The organism is Candidatus Nitrosocosmicus oleophilus (assembly GCF_000802205.1).
Lineage (GTDB): Archaea > Thermoproteota > Nitrososphaeria > Nitrososphaerales > Nitrososphaeraceae > Nitrosocosmicus > Nitrosocosmicus oleophilus.
In genome coordinates, this window is record NZ_CP012850.1 from 2,428,191 (window position 1) to 2,444,022 (window position 15,832).

Genomic DNA, 15,832 nt, shown 5'->3' on the forward strand with positions numbered 1-15,832 from the left:
ATAACACTGAATTAGAATCATATATCCTCTAGAGATTCCTTTATCAATCTCAATGCAATCTGAGGATTAACTCTACCTTTTGTCTCTTTCATAATCAGCCCCAAAATGTAATTAATGGTGTTTGGGTTATTTTTTGACTGCTCAATTAGTTGTGGCTGAGAAGATAATATTTCCTGAATTACCTTTACAATGGATTTCTCATCAGAAATATTTTCAATTTCTAATGTCTCTATTAATTTCAACGGACTAGTACCTGTTTCGATGCTTTTATCAAATATCTCTCTAGCTGTAGTCCTGTTTAACGATTTTATCTCAACTAATTTTGCCATTTCAGCTACCTGTTTGGGGGATATAGTCAGAATATCAAGACCCTTTGTGTTATGGTCGGTTAAACCTTGTCTATCCTTCTCATTAATTTTTGTAAGCAGCTCATTCACTATCCAATTTGATATTTCAATCGGAGATTTGTGGTATACTAATGATTCTTCAAAAAAATCACTTATTCTTTTATCATTAACCAAAATCTTGGCGGTATGTTCGGTTATCTTGTAAACTTCAATATATCTTTTCAACCTCTCAATAGGTAATTCAGGCATACTGGTTCTTACTCTGGAAACGAACTTGCTGCCCAAAATAATTCTAGGGATATCAGGCTCTGGAAAATATCGGTATTCCTCCTCCTCCTCTTTTGATCTTGCAGCTACAGTTACCTTTCTTTTCTCATCCCAATGTCTAGTTTCCGGTTTGACATCAATGCTATGCATAATCAAAGTTTTCTGTCTAGTGATTTCATAATAGATGGATTTCTCAACCTCTTTAAATGAACTTATATTTTTGATTTCAACTTTCTTTCCGCCTCCGACAGAAACATTAACATCACATCTGACTGAGCCTTCCAAACTCGGATCGGTAACTCCAAGATATTCAAACAAGTTAACTATTTCATTTAAGAAGATCCTAACAGCAATTGGGCTAGAAAAGTCTGGTTCGGTTACTATTTCAACCAAAGAAACACCAGCCCGATTATAGTCGATAAGTGAGTAATTATTTGCAGCGGATTTGTCTTCTTCGTAAGTTATTTTTCCTGGATCTTCCTCTAATTGAACTCTGGTAATCCTTATTTTAGTTCTCTCTTCGCTATTCTTTAAATCATCAGTCTTAGATTTTGAGTCTCCCACAAATTCAATGGAACCCTCATAACCAATACTACTTAATTCATATGAGTTGTATTGTGTTGTCTGATAATTTTTTGGCAAGTCAGGATAGAAATAATTTTTTCTATAAAACGAAATTTTTTCTGGAATGCTACAATTAAATGCCAAACAAATCATTGACGCAAATTCGACAGCCCTCTTGTTGAGCAAAGGCAGCGTACCCGGTAATCCCAAACAAATAGGACAAGTATTATCATTCGGAGCGGAGTTTCGGTAATTTGAGAGACATCCGCAAAAAAGCTTTGTATGAAGAAAAGTTAGCTGACAGTGTATCTCTAACCCAATTTTCAACTCTGGCCCAGCTTTATTCCTGTCGTTTAAAATCATATCTTCGGAATCCACGTCTTAAAACCTACGACATTTTCAAGCAAAACAGCCACATCTATCAATTTTTGCTCGTTAAAACCATTTGCTAAAAGTTGTACCCCAATCGGAAATCCCTTTTCAGATAGGCCACCTGGTATTGATATTGCTGGTATACCTGCAAGGTTAGCCAAGATTGTATAAACGTCTAAATTATAGTGCTCAATCGGTTGTGAACTCTTTTCCCCGATTTTAAATGGCAAGACAGGCATCGTCGGTAAGAGCAAAATATCGCATTTATTAAATAAATTATCGAACTCCTTCCTTATCTTTGATCTTAATTTTTGTGCCTTTGCATAATATTTTCCAAAATAGCCTGCTGACAAAACATATGAGCCTAGAAGAATTCGAAGCTTTACCTCATCACCAAACCTAGATCTGGATTCAGCAAAATAACTATTCCACTCGTAGCCTTCCGGACTACCTTCATAACCATATCGTAAGTTATCATATCTTGATAAATTACTGCTTGCTTCAGCTGTAGCAATAACATAATAAGAGGCCAAGGCGTAATGGGATAGAGATATCCGGGCATCCTCTATTTCACAACCATAATTTTCTAACTCTTTAACCTTCTTTCTAGTATTTTTTGCTACCTCGGATTCGGATTCATCAATTAATTCATTAAGTACCCCAATTTTATATCTTTTTTTCAGAATATTATCAACATTATTTGTTTGATACTCACTTTTTCTATTGATTGTTGTATTGTCTTTTGGATCAAATCCAGAAATAGAGTTTAGAAGAGGAACTAGATCATAAATAGTTCTTGCAATTGGACCAATTTGTTCCAATGAATTAGAATAAGAGATCAATCCATTTCTACTTACACTTCCATATGTAGGTTTGATGCCAACAACGGAACAAAAACTAGATGGGCATCTGATAGATCCACCAGTATCTGAACCAAGGGATAATGGTATTTGCAATGAGGCAACAGCGGCTGCGCTTCCTCCTGAGGAGCCCCCAGCTACGTATTCAAGATTCCAAGGATTTCGAACGGGACCAAAAGCAGAGTACTCCGATGTAGTTCCCATGCCGAACTCATCCATATTCAATTTACCGATAACGATGCCATCTTGTTCTTCAATTCTACTGACAACCGTAGCGTTATACGGAGAGACGTATTCCGCCAGCATGCGAGAAGCGCATGTATTCTTTAGGCCCTGTACACTAATATTGTCCTTAATTCCGACTGGTATGCCGGCTAACAAACCGGTATTAGTGCCCTCTTTAATTTTTTTGTCAATCGCCCTTGATTTTGTGATGGCATTTTCAAAATTGTGGCTAATAAAGGAGTTTATTCTAAGATCTATGTGTTTTATCCTTTCAATAATAATAGATATATATTCTTCAGCAGTTACCTCTTGTTCCTTAATCTTTCGAGAAACTACGAAAGCAGGCAGTTCATAAAGTCGCTTCAAGATCAAATCCTTGGCCCAAGAATAAAGCCATCTTTGGTGTTCTTTAATTTGAATATAGTTTGAGGCCCATCTGATGAACTTAAATCGAGCTTCGACTTATCATCTCGCAAGTTTTCAAAAGCTATTTCCAATTTTAGATCATCGATACTCGAAGCTTCAGAATCCCCAGTAGTGAAATCATCTAACTTGTCAAACATTAGGAGTACTTCTTCCACCTTTCTAGAGATTTCTGTCATATTTTGCTCAGGTATCTCTAATTTAGCTAGTTCACATAATTTTTTAATATCAATACCCTTTGCCATGGTCAGCTATGGGGATCTAACCGTACATTATATTTATCTTATGGGGTCAACCTATCGATGTCTCTTGGATAAAAGGTTGCGTCTCTAATGTTATCTAGTTTTAATATGGCCATCAATAGTCTTTCTAACCCTAGTCCAAAACCAGCGTGTGGAGGAACCCCATAGTCAAAAACCCTAAGATGATAATCAAATGCCTTATGACTTAGGCCTTTTTTTTTCATATTATCCATTAAATCGCCCTTATTATTGATACGCGTACTACCCGATGACAGCTCAAGGCTTCCATACATTAAATCAAAGGATTCGCTTAGCATACGAGGATCATCTCCATTATTTGGCTCAGCAATTGGATCCATTTTCTTTGATTTCACGTAAAATGGCTTTGTAGAAGAAGGCCAGTCAGTAATAAAGTAAAATTCATCTCCAAATAGATCTTTTAGCAGTTTTGGTGAAATATCATCTCCCCACCGAATATACTTGTGACTTTTTTGTAAATTTTCTACCAAAGTAGAATAGGTAATACGACTGAATGGCTTACTCACATTAGGAAGTTCAGTTCCCAAACTATCGAGTTCAATTTGATTCTTATCATTAACACTTTGAATAATATATCGGATTAAATTATCAAGATAATCCATCATATCTGTATAGTCTACATACGCTTTTTCTACATCAACTGACATTGCTTCAGATAAATGTCTGTTTGTCCTAGAAGGTTCCGCTCTAAATATAGGAGCTATTTCAAACACGTTTTCAAAAGCCATGGTCAACTGCTCTTTATATAACTGTGGGCTTTGCGCCAAGAACGCTTCCCTATCATAATAAAAGATTGGAAATAATGCAGCACCCCCTTCTGTGGCGGTAGCTATCATTTTAGGTGTATTAACTTCAACAAAATAGTTGTCATTTAAATATTCCCTAATAGAATTTAGGATAGTATTCCTTATTTTGAAAACATTTTGTAAATGATTTCTTCTTAAATCTATAGCTCTAAGGTCCAATCTAGTATCAATTCCGATTGAAGAAATGGACTGGGTAAGGAATGGAGCGGGTTTGTTAGAAACAGACAGTATCCTAATGTCTTCAGGAATTACTTCGAATTCATTACTCGAATTTTTTTGTTCAACAACTTTTCCCTTAATGGCGATTGAAGAATGCTCTTTGAGACTTTTTAGTGAATCAAATATATTTTCACTCAATTCCTTCCTCTTCACAAGAATTTGAATATCTCCAAATCTATCTCTTAGTTGGACGAAAAGTACATTCCCATGGTCTCGTTTTGAAGATATCCATCCAATAACTGTAACAACATTATTAATTACGGAATCTGAAATTTGAAAAGAGTAATGAGTCCTTCGCCAGTCCCCCAATTCATTTTCAACAATGATTTTGTCTTCCAATATGGTACAATATTTGCAAATTTTTATAAGAATATATCTTTTTCATCTGAAAAGGAGTGTAACTGTTTAATAGTGCTTCGTTTAAACATTTGGATTAAACAATCTTAAAAATGTCTGGCCTGCTGAGAAGGGAGAATGCTCAAGGAGCAAATTTGGTCAGACAAGATTCTGGCAATTCGTGGAAAATAGGGGAAGTCCGTTGGACTTCAACAAACACCCTATATTTCTTGTATGATAGAGGGATTTCAAAATATATGATCTGCCCAATTCTAAATTGAAGTGGTTAATATTTAATGCGGAATAAGGCCTAATGCTAAATCGGATTTCAATATGAACAGATTTTTATTGAAAGGATTTTATGATTAGATTTATTCATTAAGTATCCATTTTGGACGATACTCAATAGGACTGATTTTGATGTTTTATTGATCATTTAAACAAAATTTTGTCATTTCTGCTGCATTTTTTATACTTTTTAGCAGTTTATTATGAAAAATGAGTTATTATTATGTAAAGTATTAAATTTCTAATCATTTCAAATTCATTACTGATAGATTTTTTATGTCAATAATATATCAATTTCATCATTTCCTCTAATTATTTTTAAACAAATATTCAAATACGGTCAGAGCTCATAAGTATTAATGGGAAACGACAATGTCACTCATGTAACAACCGGAAATTGGGATTCAGAGGTCTTAAAAGCTGATAAACCAGTTTTTGTAGATTTTTGGGCAGAATGGTGTGGTCCGTGCCGTATGGTTGGCCCAGTTGTTGAACAAATTGCACAATCCTATTCGGACAAAATAAAAGTGGTAAAACTCAACGTGGATGAAAACCAAGAAATCGCGATGAAATACGGTATCCAGTCTATTCCATCATTGTTGATTTTCAAAAACGGAAAAGAGATAAAAAGAACAATAGGTGCCGCCCCAAAAGATACATATGTTAAATTCATTAACGAGGCAATTTCTTCATAAGGGAAATCTTTACTTAACTAGTTCGGATTGATTTAAAAGCATTAATATTCTCAAGACTTAAATTATTTTTAATTTGGATAAATCCGAGCTTCTTTCACTTTTCTCTTCAGATTATGAAAAATATTATAAAGTATCACTTTTTGAAAAATTAGGCTTTATTCGACAGAGCTGTTCTATTTGTAGTAGGTTCTTTTGGGCCATTCCTCAAAGATCGATATGTCCGGATCATGAAAACTATACTTTTATTGGAAATCCACCTACATCTAAAAGATTAAGTTATACTCAATCGTGGGAGAAGATCAGGGATTACTTTAAGGAAAATGGTCATACTATAGTTAACAGGTATCCGGTTGTATGCAGATGGAGAGATGACCTTTACTACACTATTGCGTCAATCGTAGACTTTCAAAGAGTAGCTGATAATAAAGTAATGTTTGAATTGCCCGGAAATCCATTGGTAGTCCCTCAGATGTGTTTGAGGTTTAACGACATCGAGAATGTAGGGGTAACTGGTAGGCACTATACCTCTTTTTGCATGGTGGGGCAAACGTGCGACGCAGATTCTGAGGGAGGTTATTGGAAGGACAGGTGCATAGAGCTGGATTTTGGATTGTTGGTAGACATTTTTGGGATTTCTCCAGCTGAAATAACCTTCGTAGAGGATGTATGGATAGGAGCTGGAGCATTTGGCAGCTCACTTGAATACTTTGTGAGAGGGTTGGAATTAGGAAATGCAGTTTTCACGGAATTTGAAGGTAATGAAAAGAATCATAGAGTTCTTAAAAACAAAATAATTGATATGGGTGCAGGACTAGAGAGACTTTCGTGGATAACAAACGGAACCCCAACGAGCTACGATTGTACTTTTGAGCCGATACTAAAGAGGATTTACGATACCTCCGGAATAGACAATCCTTTTTCCTCGAATGGAAACTATAATCTTCAGTCCAAAATCCTTTCAGATTACTTTAGCAGAATTTCAGCAAAGTTGGAATCTACCTCAGACATTTTGCAAGTAAAGAAACAGCTAGCTCAAGAATTAAGTATAGATTTTGAAAAATTGCAGAAGATTGTAGTTCCATACGAATCGTTGTATACTATTATCGATCACACAAGAACCCTGGTTTTTGCTATAAGCGACGGGTCGCTGCCCTCAAACGTTGGCGGCGGATACAACCTAAGGGTCATTTTGAGAAGGACACTCTCGCTTTTGAAACAACTCGGCTTAGGTCTAAAAGTTGGAGATATTGTTGATATGCATTTGGACCAACTCCAACCTCTATACTCGGAATTAATGGACTATAGAAATGATATTCACGAAGTCTTGGAAATTGAGAGCAAGAGATTTCTTGAAACACAAGAAAGGATTGTTGCAATTTCAACTAAAATAAGAAAAGGCAAAACCATATTGAGTTTGGATGATTTGATCCGGTTATATGAATCTGATGGGGTCACACCTGATTATCTGGTTGAAAATGCACTTCTTGAATCGGTCCCGGCAAACTTTTACACTAGACTCTCAGAGTTACATTCAACTAGCCGGTCGGAAAAAAGGGATAAAAATGAATTCAAATTGGATGATAATGTTGATCTTGATAAGATCACAGGAACTAAGTTATTGTATTACGACGACCCGAGTATCCTTTCTTTTGATGCAAAGATATTAAGAATAATTAATAAAAATCTAATCATTTTAGATAGGACAGCCTTTTATCCAAGGGGTGGAGGGCAGGAGCCTGATTTTGGTTATATTGGTGCTCACAAAGTAGATAACGTGGTTAAAATTAAAGACAAGGTTCTCCACCATGTGATCGGGACATTTGAACAAAAGGAAGGAGATATCATTAATTGTGTGGTTGAGAAGGATAGGAGGCTATCCATAACCAAAAACCATACCGCTACTCACATAATCAACCATGCATCGAAAAGTGTATTAGGTTCATGGGTATGGCAAAACTCGGCATACAAGGACGAAACTTATGCAAGATTGGACATCACACATCATTCCGCTTTATCCAGGGACGAAATGCAAGAAATAGAAAGGAAAGCAAATGATATAATTAGAAGGAATTTGCCAGTTCTGATCAATTTTTACGCCAGAGGGGTAGCAGAACAAAATTACAGCTTTAGAATATATCAAGGAGGGGTTGTGCCATCAAACGATGTAAGGATCGTTAACATTGGGGGACTAGATATTGAAGCGTGTGGAGGAACTCATGTTTTCAACACAGGCGAATTAGGTCTTATAAAAATAATAAAGACAGAGAGAATACAGGATGGGGTTGTTAGAATAGAATTTGTTGCCGGCGCGAATGCACTAAATCGTGTTCAAGCCCAAGACGATCAGATACAATATATTGCTAATAAACTTGGAACAAACCGCGAAAAAGTTTTAGATACATTTTCAAAGAATATGGATGATTTAGATAAATCTAAGAAGAAAATTAAAAGCCTTATAAGAAGCATTTCAAATTCAACTGTAGAGCAAACCATAAAGGACTCCGTTGTTCTCAAATCAGAATCAGATGCAAACAGATTTCTGAATTATTATTTTAAGATAGACGAAGAATTAGATGACCAATTCCATCTTTTGGTTGGTCAAAATTCAGTAGAGAGAAATCCAGATCTTGTATACGTATCAATAGTAATCGTGGAAAGCAAATCCGCAAAGGTTATTGTCTTTTGTGGAAAAAACGCGCTAAAAATTATGAAGGCTAATGTGCTAGCAAATCACATATCAAAGATGCTTGGTGGTTCAGGTGGAGGAACACCAAATTTTGGACAAGGCGGAGGAACCATCCTTGAAAATCGGCAAGATCTCGAGAATATGTTAAAAAAAAGTCTATTAGAGAAACTTAATGACTTAAATGAATAAGAATCATCTTTCACAGATGAATTCATTTGTCCCAGCTCCGATGTGGTTCTTGTTGACATTTTTTTTTTGAACGTAGATCAATCATGTTTAATCAATTTATAGTGAATACACTTGTGCAAATTCTTTATCAGCCTAATACTATATAACCTTGGAATAAAAATTGTTACTGTAAAAATAAACTAGGTAATTAATTTCTTTAGATCGGCTGGGTTACCAAGTCCATGTCTGATTTCTTTTGCTATTCTCCTGCCGACACCGAAAGTTTCTCCATATTTATATTTAGTATATGGTGAGGTAGTTGCAAGTATCGGATTTCCTGGGACTCTAAGGGATACATCATAAACGATAATGTCTAACTCTACAGTAACAACACTCTGTAGGGAGAAGGGGCCAACTATACCAGGTGGATACTCCCTCAATGCACATTGCACAAATTTTTCCCCCATTTTGAATACTTTATCCAAAAGAGATTCTCTAATACTTGCAGGTGTATGGCCCACTTCTATATTCTGCAAGTCAATTGACATTTCAAGTTGATTTACAGCAGGTATGGAGGTAGTAAAGTCATGTATATTAGTCTGTAATCTCCGTTCAATACCTAAAAACTCAACGTCTTTATCAAGTGGTGAATAAAAGTAATTAAAATTGAAATAAGTCCCTATAAGGTATTGTTCTATTGTAGAGTTATTCTTCAAGTCTGACTCACTTATTAAGCCTGCTTTGATTCTTTTTGCAGACTTTATTTTATAGTCATCGTAAGACGTTACAATAAAAAAGGCTCTCTCAAGTTTTCTTTTAGCTTCTTGAATCTTCACAATAGAGGGGCCTTCAATTTCTTCTGGAATTGAATATATTTTTGGCATAGAAATATGGGCTTTTTTTAGCAGATCATACTGATTATTCGGCAAATGTCTTTCCTCAGCTTTAAGAATATACCGGTTTCCAAAAACAGGTATTTTGAGTGATTTTTCGATATTATCAATTCCTAAATATACTACGAAGGATCTGTGTGGAATTAAAATAGTGTTCAATTCAAGTAATTTTTTTTGATTTTCTGTATACATAATATCTGAAAAATTATCTAAAATTAATATTTCATCAGCTAGACGACTAAACTTTTGATATGGCAATTCCCTACCTTTTTGACATATACATATAGTCTTAAACCCCTCATCTTTGGCACCATCCATTATCTCCAAAGCAGAGTGGCTCCCAATGACCCCTATAGTAATATTGTCTAAATCATATGTATCAATCAGATTCTCTACACCCATTTTCTATATTCTCATTCCGGATGAAATTGTGAACTTTTTTCATATTTTAGTTATATGTTCTTAATTTATTTTGGCGTACCCTGTTTTTTTAACTCTTCATCAATGGCGTTTTTCAAGTCTTGATCATTTTTATTTGAGTAATCGACACCCAATGTCTCTGCTATTGATTCCAGTTTTTCTCTGTCGATAGTTTGTTGGGCTTTTTCTTGATTGGATGATTCGTTTGCAAGGGACTTTTTTGCCTCTATTCTAGCCTTCTGAAACTCACTGGTTGCTCTCCCCATTGATCTAGCTAATTCTGGGATTTTTTTGGCACCAAAAAATATGACAACGATAACTAAAATTATTATTATCCATTCCATTCCGTTTATGAATGCCATAAAAATTAATTTGCAATCCCCACTAATAAACACATATTTAAAAAGTTGCCTAGGACATTTTGCATTCAGAATTCACAGGCATAAATACTTCCCAAAATGTAAATATTGTTGGGGATTAGTAAAACAAATTATACTATGAGGTACAATGAAGCGGCATTTATTGGACAGCAACGTTCACGAGCGGCCCAAATGAAATTATTTGATTACGCGGGATTTGCAATGTTAACTTATACAATAAAAAAAAGCCCTAAAGATGACGGTTTTCTACCTGTTGGGGAAGGTCTATTTGTTAGCAAGGCAATATATGAAAACAACATAATCATATATCTTACAGACGAAGAAGGATATGCCAAGGCACAAACCAAACCCATGAGTATCATTGAAGGTGAAAAAATTTTTGAAAAGATTTTGTCAGACGACATGAAAGTATTTGATGGAGAATTAAAGACTATATAGTAATTTCTGTTCCCATTTTGACATTATCAAGTACCAATTTTTCAATGTTGTCTACGGTTGACTTGAATACTACAGTCGGTAGGTTTGATCTTTCTATAACTTTCAAGCTTATCAAATCCATCAAGTCGTATGTGCCAGCCATGGACTTTTCTGATTTTAAGATACTTACACAGTCCTGGACGTTTATCTTGTCGTACTTATTGGCGGCTGGGTTTGCCCTAGGATCAGAATCATATATTCCATCTACGTCTGTAGCGTTGTAAAACTTTGTTGCGCCGATACGTTCGGCTATCAGAGCAGAAGTTGCGTTGGTGCTCTGACCAGGATAAATCCCCCCTGTTATTATCACCAAACCCGATAAGAGAGCTACCGAGATTTCTTCTAAATTTCTGGGTGGAAGAGGATAACAATTTTCTCTTAGACCTGAAATTAAAAGTCTTGCATTCAAATGCGAAACCTGAATTCCAATCAGATCCAGTCCGGATTCATCCATTCCCAAGCTTCGCGATAGATTGATATAAAATCTGGCTATTTTTCCTCCACCAGTAATTATTACTGGTTGATAAACATTGCTTATTTTTTTTATCAACTGGATATAGTCATTTAGTTGAACAGAGTTAGTGTCAAAATTAAACAAACTCCCGCTCAATTTTATCACTATCCTTGGTTTAATCATAGAATTCCATTTGGCATGTGATTATAAAAATCGTTAGAAATTTTGGTTTTCAGCATCTTTTAGCATAGATTCAAAGAATTTCCTTTTTTCTGTTGTGGTATATACTCTCATCATATCAAGGTATCCAGTAATGACATTAATCAATGGTAACTGATCAAAAGACTTTTCGTATTCTGCTTGCTCGCTAATTATCATAATGGATGTAACCTCTTCTTTTTTTGGGGCCAAGGGTATCGATGGAGCACGTGAAATATCTAAAAAAACTGGTTCCCCAAACTCTTGGTTGCGGCCAATAATGTTTTTCATTATGGCTATTTGTTTTTCAAAATCAACAGTCCTACTATTAAGGCGTCTGGATTGTTTATTTTCGCGATCGTTTTCATATCTCTGGTTAGACAATGAAAAGTATTCATAAATGCACTTGAGTAAATTTCGGTTTTTATAATCTCTTGCAAGTTTCACGGCAAAAGAATCCATAGGTCTTGACTTTGACGATCGAAAATTGCACAACAATTCAAGGACCTTTTCGTCATGCAAATTAAAGAAATCCTCAAGGGAATCAAAATCAGTCAGGTGAAGTGACTGATTGAGATGTTTCATCGAATGCAATATCATAACTTCGCCTGACCTAACTGTTTTGTGAAAATATACTGACTTAAACATCTGATATCGTGAGATTAGCATCGACTCGTACGAATATAATGCGGATTTATTTATCCCCAATACTTTTGAAGAAGAAACTTCCAGAGAATTAATAATTCTAAAATAATCTACTTTTCCATATTCAGTTCCTGAAAAATAACTGTCACGCGGCAGGTAATCCATCAAATCTACAGATAATCCGCCAGAAATTACTTCATTTAAGAAACCCAACTTATGTTTCCCAAAACTCAAAGAAGATATAGTAACAGGATTGTATCCATTTTGTTTAACAATATCAGAAATTTTGGTTTCTAAGATTATTCTCTCGCCGAGGTTTTCGTGAGAACTATTTTTAGAATCTTTTAAAATTTCCTCAAATAGATGAGAATATGGACCGTGTCCAACATCATGTAAAAGGGCTGCTAACCTAAGCTGCTGGATTAAATCGATATCTGTAAAGTAACCCTTATCAAATAATGTTTGGCCTGCCATCCCGGCCAAGAACATTGAGCCCAAAGAATGCTCAAATCTGGAATGAAGTGCCCCTGGATAAACAAGATGTGCACCAGCCAACTGACGAATTCTCCGGAGTCTTTGAAAAATGTCGGTATCAATGATCTCCTTCTCAACATGTGTAAATTTTATGTTTTTATGTATTGGATCAGTAATTTCTCCAACGTATTTCAAAACCATTATTCTTCACCACTTTCTTGATCCATGTTCTAAATAGTTAGTGTTCTCCTATAATTTCAAGGATTGAATTAAAAACAATCTCTTTAGAATTATCCGAATGTAAAACATGCCAATTAAATTTTTTAGCCAGTTCAAGATAATTATTTCTTACTTTATCCAAGAACTCTAGATTTTTCTCAAAATCATCAAGGACAAAATTATTTGCAATACCTCGTAAATACGAAACACGAGGATTTACATCGAGTATTATAGTAACGTCTTCTTTTGGCATGCCCTTATCCAGGACAGACAACCAATCAATGTTTAATCCATTGGCAAGGCCATAAACTAGATTGGATTGACAATATCTATTTAAGATAATTGTTTTTCCAGACTTCAAGGCCTCTAAAATACGTTCTTTTTTCTCCCATCTATTTGCTGAAAGAAGCATGTGTTTTGTTTGGGCGTTGTATTGGACCTTGCCATCTAAAAAGGACCGTATTAATGCTCCTATTTTGGTAGTGTAATCTGGAAAGCTAAATAATTCTATTTGACCGGTATGTTTATCATTGAGGTACTCCTGCAACAAATGAGCTTGGGTTGTTTTGCCTGATTTGTCAAGGCCTTCTAGTACAATGATTTTACCCTTGTGTTCCATGATTACACTTTATCCCTTGACCTAAACATAAGTAATATGTGAAAAAGTTTTAATTTATAAATCCTTTAGATTAAACTACAGCATTGAAACTTGGATTTATCAAACCTGTGATCATTTTAGCTAGTATTTATGTCTTGATATACTTTGCATTTTCTGCTGGAGTAATAAATGCAATTATAGAAGGCCATGATTATAATCAGGCTGTTTTTTTACCATCTCGAGCAGTGCAAAACAATTATGAGACAATGATAGGGATTGTTTTGTTGGTATTTGGGTTTGTTGGTGCCCTTATTGCTGTCAAGGCATTTAATGTAGAAAAACTGCATGAAAAATATGCCTTGTTGGGTTCCGGCTTTTTGATAATGATGGTATCTTTAATCTTTATGTACAAAATAATGGAACTAAAGGCCTAAAGAATCAACTTATGAATCTGTTATAGGTTCTTTTTTATTTTCCGCGTATGCGGAAATTTAGGAAAACCAGTTAAAGTTTTGTAAGCAAGACCATGAGTTTTTTTTAAGATTGTTATGAACAAATCATCTTTATCGTGAAAATATTCCAGTAAAGAAACCAAGTTCGATATCCTCCTAAAATGATTATTTTCTTGGTAAGGAAACGCATCAGTAGTAATCGTTTCAAACATCAATCGATCGATGCTGCTTTGTGACTGATATGATGTGATTACTACGGGTATATCCTTTTTAGAGTGACATTCAAATATTATTTTTATTAGATTAAGACTTTTGTATCCAGAGTGTTTTGTCGTATTACGATTCAACCTGGCCATACTTTTGGTGCTGTCCGCATTTTTTTTGTCATTGTTGGAAACTACATTCTCATTAAAATTAAAGTAATCTAACAATCCATTTAACGAATCTATTACAATGAGTGAATTGCATTTATCGTATTCAATAAGCTTGGTGATCATTGCATCATGGGTTATTTGGTATGGAAGAAATATCTCAAGACTAGGATGAGGATCACAATTTGGACATAATAGCTGATTATTTTCTAGGCAAGATAATTGGGTGTCGAAATCCATAAGCAATATATTCCAACTTCTAAATTCGGTGACTAATTTCTCTATTAAGGTTATTTTAGCATTTATATCATAATAATACATTAAATTTATCCCACTTGAGATTATAGGATATAGGAATGAGGATAGTATTTTAGCTCACCTTAAATAATAATGGCTAATCTGATATATATTGAGTAACCAAGAGAATATGACTTTTTTTGATAAAGAAATGTTAGAAAGCATCAGTACAGATTTTTATATAACCAAGAAGAAAATCTATTTGAATAATGGTTCGATTACCCCTCTTCCCATTTCCACTATCAAATCAATAACAGATTTTAACATACGATATTCTGAAGTTGGACCAGATTCTAAAGAGTTTACAGGTTATTTGGACGAACTTAAATTGGAGACACGAAAACGGGTAGCGGATCTCTTAAATGGGCACGAAGATGAGATTATTTTTACCCAAAGTACTACAGAAGGAATCAACATGATTTCTAATGGGCTGCCTTGGAAGGGGAATGATAAGTTATTGATTAGGAATTCCTTAAACGAACACTTTTCAAATTATTTGCCATGGATAAAACTCTCGGCAGAAAAAAACCTGCAAGTCAGAACATTTCCAGAAGAAAAGGTCGGGATTTATGGAGAATCATTAATAGAGAATTTTACAAGTATATATGAGAAAAACACTTTTAAATTAGTCTCTACGAGTCATGTAATTTATAATGATGGATCTATAACTCCAATTGAGAAAATGGGAAACATTATTAAAAAAAGTAACAAAGATACACTGTTTTCCATTGATGGAGCTCAAAGTGTAGGTTCCTTGATTACCGACGTAAGGAAGATGAAATGCGACTTTTTGACTTTTCCTAGCTTTAAGTGGCTCTGCGGGCCCTTAGGGGTTGGAATACTCTATGTTAAAAAACAGGTAATGGAAGATTTGAGTCCCATGTTCATTGGATCAGGAACAGCAGAACTAGTATCATTGAAAAATAAAAACGCAAAGGTAGACAAAATCAAGAAATCAAGGGAATCTACCAAATATCACAAGTATCCAGAAAAGTATCAAGCTACTTTTAGGAACTTCCCCGGTTTGGCAGGACTTGAAGCATCATTGCGATATTTGCTAAGAATAGGAATAGACAATATTTTTCAACGAAATAAATTCCTTGCTTCAATATTGAGACAGGAATTAATGAAGATGAATGAACTGGTATTGCATGAGGCAGCCTCAGAAGACTTTAGATCATCGCTTGTCTCATTTTCCTTCAGAAAACAAAATAATGCTAGAATTCAAAAATTAAATGCAAGACTACAAAAAGAAGGTGTGATTTTGGCAGGGAGAGAGATAGGTACAAAAAAAATCTTGAGAGCATCCCCACATTTTTACAATTCAGAAGATGAAATGGTAAGGACAGGTAACACAATAAAATCATTGATAAAAGTTCTAGATTAGGGTAAGGATTAGAGTTAGATTAGTATTGAT

At 34.9% G+C, this 15,832-nt stretch carries 15 protein-coding genes; 5 read left to right on the forward strand and 10 right to left on the reverse strand.

The genetic code is table 11. From position 1 onward, the window contains the following. Nucleotides 1–17 precede the first annotated feature (17 nt). The 4 genes from gatB to aspS are packed head-to-tail and all read right to left on the reverse strand — an operon-like array spanning nt 18 to nt 4,673. On the reverse strand, nt 18–1,556 hold the full coding sequence (gatB, locus tag NMY3_RS11750) for an Asp-tRNA(Asn)/Glu-tRNA(Gln) amidotransferase subunit GatB (RefSeq protein ID WP_231100043.1): 1,539 nt from the start codon (nt 1,554–1,556) through the stop codon (nt 18–20). Then, a complete protein-coding gene (gene gatA, locus NMY3_RS11755) occupies nt 1,538–3,001 on the reverse strand; it encodes an Asp-tRNA(Asn)/Glu-tRNA(Gln) amidotransferase subunit GatA (protein ID WP_196816037.1) in 1,464 nt (487 codons plus the stop codon). The genes gatB and gatA overlap by 19 nt, the downstream gene beginning before the upstream one ends. A 2-nt stretch (nt 3,002–3,003) precedes the next feature. Next, nucleotides 3,004–3,303, reverse strand: coding sequence for an Asp-tRNA(Asn)/Glu-tRNA(Gln) amidotransferase subunit GatC (locus NMY3_RS11760; RefSeq protein WP_196816038.1), 300 nt, complete (start codon nt 3,301–3,303; stop codon nt 3,004–3,006). Between the two features lie 38 nt (nt 3,304–3,341). Next, a complete protein-coding gene (gene aspS, locus NMY3_RS11765; protein WP_231100044.1) occupies nt 3,342–4,673 on the reverse strand; it encodes an aspartate--tRNA(Asn) ligase in 1,332 nt (443 codons plus the stop codon). A 674-nt stretch (nt 4,674–5,347) separates the two neighbouring features. Here aspS and trxA point away from each other — a divergent pair. Then, complete coding sequence (gene trxA / locus NMY3_RS11770; protein WP_196816039.1) at nt 5,348–5,683, forward strand: thioredoxin; 336 nt, start codon at nt 5,348–5,350, stop codon at nt 5,681–5,683. A gap of 73 nt (nt 5,684–5,756) precedes the next feature. Beyond that, complete coding sequence (alaS, locus tag NMY3_RS11775) at nt 5,757–8,558, forward strand: alanine--tRNA ligase (protein ID WP_196816040.1); 2,802 nt, start codon at nt 5,757–5,759, stop codon at nt 8,556–8,558. A 179-nt stretch (nt 8,559–8,737) separates the two neighbouring features. Here the strand turns inward: alaS and NMY3_RS11780 are convergent, their stop codons facing one another. Next, nucleotides 8,738–9,832: a formate--phosphoribosylaminoimidazolecarboxamide ligase family protein gene (locus NMY3_RS11780; RefSeq protein WP_196816041.1), complete on the reverse strand. Its 1,095-nt coding sequence runs from the start codon at nt 9,830–9,832 to the stop codon at nt 8,738–8,740. A 65-nt stretch (nt 9,833–9,897) separates the two neighbouring features. Further along, nucleotides 9,898–10,212, reverse strand: a complete 315-nt coding sequence (locus NMY3_RS11785; RefSeq protein ID WP_196816042.1) for a Sec-independent protein translocase subunit TatA/TatB — start codon at nt 10,210–10,212, stop codon at nt 9,898–9,900. Nucleotides 10,213–10,320: 108 nt separating this feature from the next. Between NMY3_RS11785 and NMY3_RS11790 the strand changes: the two genes are divergently transcribed. Next, nucleotides 10,321–10,668: a hypothetical protein gene (locus NMY3_RS11790; RefSeq protein WP_196816043.1), complete on the forward strand. Its 348-nt coding sequence runs from the start codon at nt 10,321–10,323 to the stop codon at nt 10,666–10,668. Here the strand turns inward: NMY3_RS11790 and pyrH are convergent. From pyrH to tmk, 3 genes are read right to left on the reverse strand one after another with little or no spacing between them, the layout of a single operon-like run. Continuing rightward, nucleotides 10,661–11,344, reverse strand: coding sequence for a UMP kinase (gene pyrH / locus NMY3_RS11795; RefSeq protein WP_196816044.1), 684 nt, complete (start codon nt 11,342–11,344; stop codon nt 10,661–10,663). The two genes, NMY3_RS11790 and pyrH, sit on opposite strands and share 8 nt — an antisense overlap. 33 nt (nt 11,345–11,377) lie before the next feature. Continuing rightward, nucleotides 11,378–12,679, reverse strand: a complete 1,302-nt coding sequence (locus NMY3_RS11800) for an HD domain-containing protein (protein ID WP_196816045.1) — start codon at nt 12,677–12,679, stop codon at nt 11,378–11,380. A 37-nt stretch (nt 12,680–12,716) separates the two neighbouring features. Further along, entirely contained in the window at nt 12,717–13,316 is a 600-nt protein-coding gene (tmk, locus tag NMY3_RS11805) for a dTMP kinase (protein ID WP_196816046.1), read from the reverse strand. Between the two features lie 83 nt (nt 13,317–13,399). Here tmk and NMY3_RS11810 point away from each other — a divergent pair, with 83 nt between their 5' ends. After that, nucleotides 13,400–13,729, forward strand: coding sequence for a hypothetical protein (locus NMY3_RS11810; protein ID WP_196816047.1), 330 nt, complete (start codon nt 13,400–13,402; stop codon nt 13,727–13,729). Nucleotides 13,730–13,749: 20 nt separating this feature from the next. Here the strand turns inward: NMY3_RS11810 and NMY3_RS11815 are convergent, their stop codons facing one another. Continuing rightward, nucleotides 13,750–14,439: a hypothetical protein gene (locus tag NMY3_RS11815; protein WP_196816048.1), complete on the reverse strand. Its 690-nt coding sequence runs from the start codon at nt 14,437–14,439 to the stop codon at nt 13,750–13,752. 88 nt (nt 14,440–14,527) lie between these two features. On the opposite strand from NMY3_RS11815, the gene NMY3_RS11820 reads away from it, so the two are divergent. Continuing rightward, entirely contained in the window at nt 14,528–15,802 is a 1,275-nt protein-coding gene (locus NMY3_RS11820; RefSeq protein WP_196816049.1) for an aminotransferase class V-fold PLP-dependent enzyme, read from the forward strand. Nucleotides 15,803–15,832: the final 30 nt, after the last annotated feature.